This is a genomic window from Actinophytocola sp. (genome assembly GCF_036402745.1).
Lineage (GTDB): Bacteria > Actinomycetota > Actinomycetes > Mycobacteriales > Pseudonocardiaceae > Actinophytocola.
Genome location: NZ_DASWSJ010000369.1, coordinates 1 through 10,385, shown reverse-complemented (window position 1 = coordinate 10,385; position 10,385 = coordinate 1). Strand labels below are relative to the sequence as shown.

Here is a 10,385-nt window from a genome sequence, read left to right as displayed (position 1 = left end):
CGAGCTGCTGATGACGATGATGCGCGGCACCGAGGCCCAGCGGCGCATGGTCCAGGACGCGGTCGACCGGTGGTGGTGGCCGTCGCTGATGATGTTCGGGCCGTCGGACGAGGCGTCGTCCAACACCGCGCAGTCGATGGCGTGGCGGATCAAGCGGCACACCAACGACGAGCTGCGGCAGCGGTTCGTGGACATGACCGTGCCGCAGGCCGACGCGCTCGGCGTCACGCTGCCCGATCCCGCGCTCGCCTGGAACGCCGAGCGTGCGCACTACGACTTCGGCGAGATCGACTGGGACGAGTTCTGGCAGGTCGTCAACGGGAACGGGCCGTGCAGCAAGGAGCGGGTCGCGCACCGGCGGGCCGCGCACGAGGGCGGCGCCTGGGTGCGCGAGGCCGCGGCCGCGTACGCCGCTAAGGGCAAGGAGTCGCGTGAGCGGACCGAACCAGGAGACGCGACGTGAGTGAGCCACGGTCGGTCTGGCCGCTGTACGAGGTTTTCGTGCGCGGGAAGCGCGGGCTCAACCACGTGCACGTCGGGTCGCTGCACGCGCCGGACGACGAGATGGCGCTGCGCAACGCCCGCGACCTCTACACCCGGCGCAACGAGGGCGTGAGCATCTGGGTGGTGCGGGCGTCGGCGATCACCGCGTCGTCGCCGGACGAGAAGGACCCGTTCTTCGCGCCGAGCGGGGACAAGGTCTACCGGCACCCCACGTTCTACTCGATCCCCGAGGACGTGCCGCACCTATGACCGACTCGGGTGCGGGTGTCCCGCACGAACACGGGGACAGTGGCTACGGGGACAGTGGCTACGGTGACAACGCCTACGACGCCATCATGTCCGGCGACGGCGACGTCGGGCACTGGGCCTTCGGCACCGGCTTCGACGACCCGCTCGCCGGCGTCCCGCGGGCCGTTCCGTCCGAAGTGGACAGCGCGGACCTGGTGGCGTACAGCCTGATGCTCGCCGACGACGCGCTGATCCTGGCCCAGCGGCTCACCGAGTGGTGCTCGCGCGCGCCGGAGCTGGAGGAGGACGTCGCGCTGGCCAACATCGCGCTCGACCTGCTCGGCCAGGCGCGGCTGCTGCTGGCGCGGGCCGGCGAGGTCGAGGGCGCCGGCCGGGACGAGGACGCGCTCGCGTACCTGCGGGACGAGCACGAGTTCCGCAACGTGCGGCTGGTCGAGATCGACTGCGGGCCGGGCCCGGGTGGGGACTTCGCGACGACGATCGCGCGGCTGCTGGTGTTCTCCTCCTGGCGGCTGGCGGTGCTCTCGCAGCTGGCGGCCTCGGTCGACCCGGTGCTCGCCGCGATCGCCGCGAAGGGCGTGAAGGAGCTCGCCTACCACCGCGACCACGCGGCGCAGTGGACGCTGCGCCTCGCCGGCGGCACCGCGTACTCGCGCGAGCGGATGATCGCGGGGCTCGAGCAGGTGTGGCCGCTGGTGCCGGAGCTCTTCGTGACGCATCCGGTGGAGGAGCGGCTGCCCGGCATCGCGGTCGACCCCGCCACCGTGCGGTCCGATGTGGACGACGTGCTGGCCACGGTGTTCGCCGCGGCCGGCCTGGACCGGCCGGCCGTGGCGCCGATGTCGCTGGTGGCCGGGCGGGGCGGGCGCGACGGCGCGCACACCGAGGCGCTCGGGTACCTGCTGGCGCAGATGCAGCACCTGGCGCGCGCGCTCCCGGGGGCCGTGTGGTGACCGCGCTGGAGGTGGCGTCGGGAGTGCTCGATCCGGAGCTTCCCGTGCTCACGCTGGCCGATCTCGGCGTGCTGCGGTCGGTCGAGGAGCACGCCGGCGGCCGGGTGGTTGTCACGATCACGCCGACCTACACCGGCTGCCCGGCACTCGAGGAGATGCGTGCGGACCTGCGCCGGCGGCTGCGTGCGGCCGGGTATGCCGACGTCGAGGTGCGCACCGAGCTGAGCCCGGCGTGGACCACCGACTGGATCTCCCCGGCCGGGCGCCGCAAGCTCCTGGCGCACGGGATCGCGCCGCCCGGTCCGGTCGGGCCGCGGTCCGGGCCGGTGCCGCTGCGGCTGACGCCGCCGGTGTCGCGGGTGCCGTGCCCGCGGTGTGGCTCGATGCGGACCACCGAGCTGTCCCGGTTCTCGGCGACCGCGTGCAAGGCGCTGCGGCGGTGCGAGTCGTGCCGGGAGCCGTTCGAGCACGTCAAGGAGATCTGAGGTGGCCACCTTCCATGCGTTGCCCGTGGCGCGGGTGGACCGCCTGTGCGAGGACGCGGTGGCGGTGACGTTCGCGGTCCCGCCGGAGCACGCGAAGGCGTTCGCCTTCAAGGCGGGCCAGTACCTGACGCTGCGGCAGGAGGTCGACGGCGTCGAGGAGCGGCGGTCGTACTCGATCTGCGCGCCGCCGTCCGCGCCGCCGCGGATCGGGGTGCGGCGGGTGGACGGCGGGCTGTTCTCCTCGCGGCTGGTGTCGGCGCTGCGACCGGGGGACGTGCTGGACGTGCTGCCGCCGCAGGGCCGGTTCACGCCGGACCTCACGGGGCGCGGGGAGCAGCACGTGTTCGTGGCGGCCGGGTCGGGCATCACGCCGGTCCTGTCGATCATGTCCGCGGTGCTGTCGGCGGACCCGTCGAGCCAGGCGACCCTGTTGTACGGCAACCGGCGCACGGACACGGTGATGTTCGGCGACGAGCTGGCCGACCTGAAGGACCGGTACCCCGCGCGGCTGCAGCTGGTGCACGTGCTCTCGCGCGAGCCGCGGGACGTCGCGTTGTTCTCCGGCCGGCTCGACGCCGACCGGCTCACGGCGTTGCTGGACACCGTCGTCCCGACGTCCGATGTGGACCACTGGTGGCTGTGCGGCCCGTTCGGCATGCTCACCGACGCCGACGCGGTCCTGCTCGCGCACCACGTGCCGCGCGAGCGGATCCACCGCGAGCTGTTCTATGTGGACGAGCCGCCGCCCCCGCTGGACCGCGCCGACGAGTCCGCAGTGGACGGTCCGGCCGCGTCGGTGACGCTGCACCTGGACGGCCGCGAGACCACCCTCACGCTGCCGGCGGACACGCCGATCCTCGACGCGGCGCAACGGGTGCGGGCCGACCTGCCGTTCGCGTGCAAGGGCGGCGTCTGCGGCACGTGCCGGGCACGGCTGGTGTCGGGCAAGGTCGAGATGCGCCGCAACTACGCCCTCGAACCGCACGAGCTGGCAGCGGGTTTTGTGCTCACCTGCCAGGCGATGCCGCGCTCGGAAGAGATCGTCATCGACTACGACGCCTGAGTCTTCGGGCAACGTTCGCCCGGCGGCCATGTTGCCGTTCTCCTGACGGCAGCGCGGGTTGCGACGGTCAGGCCGTGCGCGTCGCCATCGTCACCGAGAGCTTTCTGCCGCAGGTCAACGGCGTGACGAACTCGGTTCTTCGGGTCGTCGAGCACCTGCACGCCCGTGGCCACGAGGCACTCGTCATCGCGCCCGGGATCAGTGGGCCGGACCGATACCTGCACGCCGAGGTGAAGCGGGTCCGCGCGGTGGACCTGCCGGTGATCAGCTCGCTGCCGATCGGGATGCCGTCGCCGAAGGTGCACGCCGCGCTGTCGGAGTTCGCGCCCGACGTCGTCCACCTGGCGTCGCCGTTCGTGCTGGGAGCGGCCGGGTTGCGGTCCGCGCGCAAGCTCGGCGTGCCGACGGTCGCCGTCTACCAGACCGACGTCGCCGGGTTCGCCGCCGCGTACGGGCTCAAGCACGGCGCCCGCGCCGCCTGGCGCTGGATCCGCCGCCTGCACAGCGGCGCCGACCGCACGCTCGCCCCGTCGCTGGCGTCGGTGGGAGCGTTGACAGCGCACGGCGTGCCACGGGTGCACCGGTGGGCACGTGGGGTGGATACCGAGATGTTCGCTCCGTGGCACGCCGACCTGCGCCTGCGCGACCTGCTCGCGCCGCACGACGAGCTGCTCGTCGGCTACGTCGGCAGGCTGGCGCCGGAGAAGCAGGTGCGGCGGCTCGCCGCGCTGCACGGCATGCCCGGGGTCCGGGTGGTCGTCGTCGGCGAGGGGCCGGAGGAGCCCACGCTGCGCAAGCTCCTGCCGGACGCCGCGTTCCTCGGCTTCCGGACCGGCGCCGAGCTCGCCGCCGCGTACGCGAGCCTCGACGTGTTCGTCCACACGGGCCCGCACGAGACGTTCTGCCAGGCCGCGCAGGAGGCGCTCGCGTCCGGCCTGCCGGTCATCGCGCCGGACGCGGGCGGGCCGCGCGACCTCGTCGAGCACGGCCGGACCGGCTTCCTCCTCGCGCCGCACGACGACACCCGGTTCGCCGCCGAGCTGTGGTCCACTGTGGAGCTTCTGCGGCAGAAGGCGCTGCGCCGGCGCATCGGTGTGGCGGCCCGGGAGTCGGTGCTGGCGCGGACCTGGCCCGCGGTGTGCGACGAGCTCCTCGGGCACTACGACCAGGTCAGTAGCACCATGCTGGCGGCCTGACGGGTGCCGTAGGGTCTGGTCATGCCTCGTGCCGGCCTGGACAAGAACCCCCGCGACGTGGCCGAGATGTTCGATGGCGTGGCCAAGGGCTACGACCGGACGAACTCGGTGATGACGATGGGCTTCGACCGGCGCTGGCGCTGGCTCACCCGCCGCGTCCTCGAGGCCACGCCGGGTGAGCGCATCCTCGACCTCGCCGCCGGCACCGCGGTGTCCACCGTCGAGTACGCGCGCTCCGGCGCCTACTGCGTCGCCGCGGACTTCTCCCTCGGCATGCTCCGCAGCGGCGCGCACCGCGACGTGCCGAAGGTCGCGGCCGACGCGTTCCACCTGCCGTTCGCGACGGACTCGTTCGACGCGGTCACGGTCACCTTCGGCCTCCGCAACATGAACGACACGGTCGCCGCGCTGCGCGAGATGTGCCGGGTGGTGCGCCCGGGCGGGCGGCTGGTGATCTGCGAGGTGTCCCAGCCGCCGTGGCGGCCCATCCGGTGGCTGCACCACAACATCGTGCTGCGGCTGCTGCCGCGGATCACGACGCCGTTCTCGTCCAACCGCGAGGCCTACGCCTACCTGGCCGAGTCGATGCGCGACTGGCGCGACCAGGTGTCGCTGGCGGAGCTGATCGCCGCCGCCGGCTGGGACGAGGTCGAGTGGCTGAACCTGACCTTCGGCGTCGTGGCGCTGCACCGGGCCGTCAAGCCGGCTGCTGGTCGTGAGCCGGCCGGTTCGTGATCCGGCGGACCACCACGATCACCGGCGCGCCGGCCGCGCACTGCAGGACCACGGCCACCGTCGCGACGGTCGCGAGGCCGGCGGTGGCGTCCTCGCGCAGCAGCAAGGTCACCACCAGCGCGAGCACCGTCGTGGTGAACCAGGCGCCGACCGCCCAGTCCCGGCGGCGGGGGTGGGCCGCGACCGGGCGGTCCGCGAGCAGGCGGGCGTTGGCCCGGACGCGGGACAGCCACACGAGCAGCGCGACCCCCGCGGCCACCATGGCGATGACGTACAGCACGCCGACCGTCCGGCTGGTGGCGTCGGCGCTGGTGAGGTCGGCCACCCAGATGCCGGGCACGCCCGCGAGGTAGTCCAGGGCCACGGCGTGCCGGTGCCAGGCGGCCCACACGTTCAGGATCCCCACCAGGCAGGTGCCGCCGACCAGCAGCGAGGCCGCGGTGGTCGGCCCCAGCAGCGGCGCCGGCCGCGGTGGCGGTTTCGGCAGGGTCGGTTCCGGACTCGCCATGACGGCCCCCAGGTCACAATCACTTGTGGTGATATCTAGGTGTCGCCGCACGCGGCCTGTCCGTTTCGTCACGCGGTCGGCCGGCCGGTGCCCCGATAGAATGACGCACAGTTCGTGAACGTTTTCACAAGCGCGAGGAGCCCCCGGATGGCCACACCGAGCCGACGCAAGGCAGCCGAGGACGCCGAGGTCATCGTCGTCGGCGCCGGACCAGCCGGGTCGACCGCGGCGACCTACCTGGCCAGGGCCGGGCTCGATGTCCTGCTGCTGGAGAAGAGCACGTTCCCCCGCGAGAAGGTCTGCGGCGACGGCCTCACCCCCCGCGGCGTCAAGCAGCTCATCGACCTCGGCATCGACACCCGCGAGGAGGCCGGCTGGCTGCAGAACAAGGGCCTGCGGGTGGTCGGCGGCGGCGTCACGCTCGAGCTCGACTGGCCCGACCTCGCCACGTTCCCGCCCTACGGCGTGGTGCGTACCCGCCAGGACTTCGACGAGATGCTCGCCCGTACCGCGCAGCGCGCCGGTGCCCGGCTGCTCGAGCAGACCAACGTCACCGGCGCGATCACCGACGAGCGGGACGGCCGGGTCGTCGGTGTCAGCGCCAAGGTCGGGCCGGAGCGCACGCCGGTCAGCTACCGCGCGCCGGTCGTGCTCGCGTGTGACGGCGTGTCCGCGCGGCTCGCGCTGTCGGTGGGGCTGGACAAGATCGAGAGCCGGCCGATGGGTGTGGCGGTGCGGCGGTACTACGCGTCGCCGCGGTCGAAGGACGACTACCTGGAGTCGCACCTGGAGCTGTGGGACCGCTCGGGTGCCGAGCCCCGCCTGCTGCCCGGGTACGGCTGGATCTTCGGGATGGGCGACGGCACGGTCAACGTCGGGCTGGGGATCCTGTCGACGTCGAAGGCGTTCGGCAAGACCGACTATCGCGCGCTGATGCGCGCGTGGCTCGACGGGACGCCGGAGGAGTGGGGCTTCCGCGAGCACAACGCGGTGGGCAAGATCGGCGGCGCCGCGCTGCCGATGGGCTTCAACCGCACGCCGCACTACTCCCGCGGCCTGCTGCTCGTCGGGGACGCCGGCGGGATGGTCAACCCGTTCAACGGCGAGGGCATCGGCTACGCGATGGAGTCGGCGAAGCTGGCCGCGGAGTGTGTCGTGCAGGCGTTGGCGCGGCCGGAGGGGCCGGCGAGGGAGCGGGCGCTGGCGGGGTATCCGGTGGCGTTGAAGCAGGCGCTGGGGTCCTACTACCGGCTGGGTAACATCTTCAGCCGCCTGATCGGTAATCCATTGGTGATGCGCACGGCGACGAAGTACGGACTGCCGAGGACGACGCTGATGAAGTTGGTGCTCAAGCTGCTGGCCGGCCTGTACGACCCGAAGGACGGCGACGCGTTCGACCGCATGATCACGGCCGCGACCCGCATCGCGCCGAGCGTGTGAGAACGCTCTACCTGGCCCGCCACGGCGAGGCGGCCGGTGACCTCACGCCCGGGGGTCGCGAGCAGGCGCTGCTGCTCGCGGCCCGGCTCGCGGGCGTGCCCCTCGCCGCGGTGCACCACAGCCCGGTGGCCCGCGCCGCCCAGACGGCCGCCATTGTCGCCGCGTCGCTGGAGCTGCCGCTGCGCCAGTCCGACCTGCTCGCCGACTACCCGCCGTACCTGCCGCTGGCCTCGGAGCTGCCGAAGGCCTTCGCCCCGGTGGCGCTCGCGCACCTGGCGGACTACTCGGACGAGCGGCGCTCCGGCGGCCCGACGCTGGGCACCGAGGTGCTCGCGCAGTTCGCCACCCCGGACGAGCGGCAGGACCTGCTGATCACGCACAGCCAGATCGTGTGCTGGTTCGTGCGGGCCGCGCTGGGCGCGCCGGAGTGGCGATGGCTGGGCCTGGACGCCGCGAACGGGGGCCTGACGATCATCCAGTACCGCGAACACTGGCCGGCGTCCCTGGTCGCCTTCAACGACCAGGCGCACCTCCCCCCGGAGCTCCGCTGGACAGGCATTCCCGAGGAACGCCGCGCGGTCTACTGACAGCCGGCCGTCTTCCTTCCGCGGCTTCCGGCTCAACCGCACGTGGAGACTCCGCCGCGTCCTCACAGGGGTAGGAGGCCTCGAACGCGGTGTCGTCGCCGAGCACGCTGGAAACGGTCAACGCCGACATCCTGCCTTGACGGAAGGATCTTCCCCAGCGCGGGGATTGCGAGTAACTTTCGTACCGACTCCCAACTGCGGTTGGGTTTTCTTGTCAGGCGCACACGACGCGCGCTCGAGTTCCGCGAGATCCGGGAGGGGCCGGCACGATGGCGAATTGGCAGGTTACTGGTCGCTTGAGGACGGGCTTTGCCGTGCTCGTCGGCGCGGTTGCCGTGGCGCTGGTCGCGCCGACGGCGGCCGAAGCCGCGGCGGCCAACCAGAATTCGTCCTCACCCGGGGACTCGGCCAACCGGGGTGTCCAGGCCCGGCAGAAGGCGGTACCGGCCCGCTCCGGGCCGGCCAACTCCGCGGCACAGCAGTCATCCGCCGGTGCGCCGTCGCCCGGCTTCGGGCGGGCACCCTCGTCGCAGCCGACACAGCGGAAGGACAAGCCGCCGGACCGGAGCGCGCACAAGTTCTCGCCGCAGCAGCGGTCCTCGGCCAGCCACGCGTCACCCGGCTCGGCGCCGGGGTCCGGGCCGACGACGAAGGTCGGGGCAGACCGGCCTGCGGACCGTGACCCGAACAAGGTCACTCCGCAGCAACGAACCCCGGCGTCGCCGCCACGGGACAACCGGCACGACCGGCCGGGGGTGTCGAGCGTGCCCCCGCAGGGCGTTCCGGGCCGCTCCGGCGCCAACGGGTCCGCCACGCAGCAACTCGTGGCCTGGGCGCCGCCGAAACCGAAGACCGCCGCGAAGACCGGTACCCACGACTTGGCCTACCGGTACCGCATCGTCGCGGGCAGGCCAGGTGACCCCACAGTTCATCCCCTGGATGAAGACTGGAATATCTGGGGCATAGACATCTGGGATCGCGACAGTTTTGGCGGCAAGTTCACCAGCGACATACTCGTCGGCCTGTGGGACGGCGTGACGGGCACGGTGGACCTGCTGTGGCGGCTCAGCAATCCCGCGGAGTATGCCGAGTTGTTGGACGAGATGGCGAAGATCGCGGCATTTGCCAAGGATCACCCGGTCGAATTCGCCAAGCAGATGGTCAGCTGGGATCAGTGGCAGACGGAGCCCGGCCGGGCGCTCGGCAATAACGCGTTCGGTCTGATTCCCGCCGCTGGTGCGCTATCCAAGCTGCGTACCCTCCGCAAGCTGCTCGAGGACACGCAGGTTTCCAAGGGCCCCAGCGGCGACGGCACCCCGAGCCCCGAGGCCGTCCAGCAGCCCGCCCCGGCTCAGCAGCCCGCCCCGGTTCGAGAGCCCGCGCCGGTTCAACAGCCCGCGCCGCATCAGCCCACCCCGGGCGAAGGCCCCGATGCGTCGCCCGGTTCGCCGACCCCCGATCGGGCCACGAGCGACAGCTCGTCGACGGCCGCGGTGGACCGCTCCGCCGGCCCCGCCGAGCGCGACACCACCCAGGTTCCCGCAGCCCCGGCACCGCGACACGTCGACAACAACGGCCGGCCGGCCACCGCCCCGGTCAATCGCGGCCGGGCCGACACGAGCCAGGGCCGGCCCACGTCACCGGGACAGGCTCCGCCCAGGGCAGGCGTGGTACCCGGCCGCGGAGCCAACAGCGCGCGTCCAGGTGATCACAAGGCGGACAGGGCGAACCGAGATATCGCGGTCAGCCCGGTGGCGCCGCGGGCCCTCTCGCTGAACCGGTCGATCGGCCGCCCGTCCCACAACCAGGCCCTGAAGGCCGACATCGCGGCGCTGCCGAGAGGTGCCACCGACGTTCGGGTCAACCAGCAGCAGGTCAACGCGATAGGGCAGCGAGTCGGAATCAACCGGCCGGACCTCCAGTACACTCTGAACGGCCAGCGTTACTACGTCGAATACGAGGGCCTCGCGAACCCGCGGGGACTCCTGCACGAGGCACGCATCCTGGCCAATGATCCCGGAGCCATCTTCTTGCTGAGGCTGATTCCATGACCCTTCCGTCACGCACCGGCGGTCCGACGACGAATGAGGTGGGCTTCTTCGCGTACGACCATCGGCACTTGGCCGATTGGCTCGTGGAGGGGCTCGACGCGAGCTGGATCACGTCGGCTCCCGAATGGACGTCGCTCGACGACGCCCTGCGGATACTCGCTCCGGTGCCGGTCCTGAGCCGCTACGCCTGCGTTGCGATCGACGGCTGGACCCTGGTCTTGAACAACACTCCCAATGGGACCGACGTTGGAGTGTTGCCGAGCCATGCGGCGCGCGAGCTCAAATGCCGGGCGATCCGTGCGGTGCGTGTCGATGACGACGAGCCTGGCTATCCGGCACGCATTCTGGAGGTGTACGGCCCCGACGGTGAGCCGCCTCTCGCTGTCGAGCGCTCGATCGTCGCGGCCGACGACGGTGGACGTTGGGTCTTCGAAACCAGCGGCAAGGCGTTCGATTTCGAGGACGAGGAGGCGTACCGGCGGCGGACCAAGGCGAGCCGGTTCACCGGCGAGATGCTTCACGACTACCTACTGGCGCTGGGCGTGCCGGCCGACGCCGAGCCGGATTGGGCCACCGCCGTGATGATCGAGCGGAGTCGCTAGGCCGTCTCTGAC

Annotated in this window: 12 protein-coding genes; 11 read left to right on the top strand and 1 reads right to left on the bottom strand. The window is 72.1% G+C overall.

Annotated elements, in window-relative coordinates; all coding sequences use genetic code 11:
- The 7 genes from VGD70_RS32830 to VGD70_RS32800 all read left to right on the top strand — a co-directional run.
- Positions 1-463, top strand: a 463-nt coding sequence (locus tag VGD70_RS32830; RefSeq protein WP_331088305.1) for a Phenylacetic acid catabolic protein, incomplete at its 5' end; no start/stop codon positions are given.
- Complete coding sequence (gene paaB / locus VGD70_RS32825; RefSeq protein ID WP_331088303.1) at positions 460-753, top strand: 1,2-phenylacetyl-CoA epoxidase subunit PaaB; 294 nt, start codon at positions 460-462, stop codon at positions 751-753. The genes VGD70_RS32830 and paaB, both read left to right, overlap by 4 nt.
- Before the next feature lie 86 nt (positions 754-839).
- Complete coding sequence (gene paaC, locus VGD70_RS32820; protein ID WP_331088307.1) at positions 840-1,706, top strand: 1,2-phenylacetyl-CoA epoxidase subunit PaaC; 867 nt, start codon at positions 840-842, stop codon at positions 1,704-1,706.
- A complete protein-coding gene (gene paaD / locus VGD70_RS32815; protein ID WP_331088301.1) occupies positions 1,700-2,191 on the top strand; it encodes a 1,2-phenylacetyl-CoA epoxidase subunit PaaD in 492 nt (163 codons plus the stop codon). Before paaC ends, paaD begins: the two co-directional genes overlap by 7 nt.
- Position 2,192: 1 nt before the next feature.
- Complete coding sequence (gene paaE / locus VGD70_RS32810; protein ID WP_331088299.1) at positions 2,193-3,254, top strand: 1,2-phenylacetyl-CoA epoxidase subunit PaaE; 1,062 nt, start codon at positions 2,193-2,195, stop codon at positions 3,252-3,254.
- 74 nt (positions 3,255-3,328) lie between these two features.
- Positions 3,329-4,450, top strand: coding sequence for a glycosyltransferase family 1 protein (locus VGD70_RS32805; RefSeq protein ID WP_331088297.1), 1,122 nt, complete (start codon positions 3,329-3,331; stop codon positions 4,448-4,450).
- Between the two features lie 21 nt (positions 4,451-4,471).
- Positions 4,472-5,185 carry a demethylmenaquinone methyltransferase gene (locus tag VGD70_RS32800; protein WP_331088295.1) on the top strand — a complete coding sequence of 238 codons (714 nt, stop codon included), beginning with the start codon at positions 4,472-4,474 and terminating at the stop codon, positions 5,183-5,185.
- Here the strand turns inward: VGD70_RS32800 and VGD70_RS32795 are convergent.
- Positions 5,148-5,693 carry a DUF4328 domain-containing protein gene (locus tag VGD70_RS32795; protein WP_331088293.1) on the bottom strand — a complete coding sequence of 182 codons (546 nt, stop codon included), beginning with the start codon at positions 5,691-5,693 and terminating at the stop codon, positions 5,148-5,150. The two genes, VGD70_RS32800 and VGD70_RS32795, sit on opposite strands and share 38 nt — an antisense overlap.
- A 147-nt stretch (positions 5,694-5,840) precedes the next feature.
- Between VGD70_RS32795 and VGD70_RS32790 the strand changes: the two genes are divergently transcribed.
- The 4 genes from VGD70_RS32790 (at position 5,841) to VGD70_RS32775 (ending at position 10,373) form a co-directional block, all read left to right on the top strand.
- Positions 5,841-7,133 (top strand): geranylgeranyl reductase family protein, encoded by a 1,293-nt coding sequence (locus VGD70_RS32790; RefSeq protein ID WP_331088291.1) that lies wholly within the window; start codon positions 5,841-5,843, stop codon positions 7,131-7,133.
- A complete protein-coding gene (locus VGD70_RS32785) occupies positions 7,130-7,720 on the top strand; it encodes a histidine phosphatase family protein (RefSeq protein WP_331088289.1) in 591 nt (196 codons plus the stop codon). Before VGD70_RS32790 ends, VGD70_RS32785 begins: the two co-directional genes overlap by 4 nt.
- Before the next feature lie 314 nt (positions 7,721-8,034).
- Complete coding sequence (locus VGD70_RS32780; protein WP_331088287.1) at positions 8,035-9,771, top strand: hypothetical protein; 1,737 nt, start codon at positions 8,035-8,037, stop codon at positions 9,769-9,771.
- The gene (locus VGD70_RS32775) at positions 9,768-10,373 is read left to right on the top strand and encodes a hypothetical protein (RefSeq protein WP_331088285.1); all 606 of its coding nucleotides are present in this window, start codon (positions 9,768-9,770) and stop codon (positions 10,371-10,373) included. The genes VGD70_RS32780 and VGD70_RS32775 overlap by 4 nt, the downstream gene beginning before the upstream one ends.
- Positions 10,374-10,385: the final 12 nt, after the last annotated feature.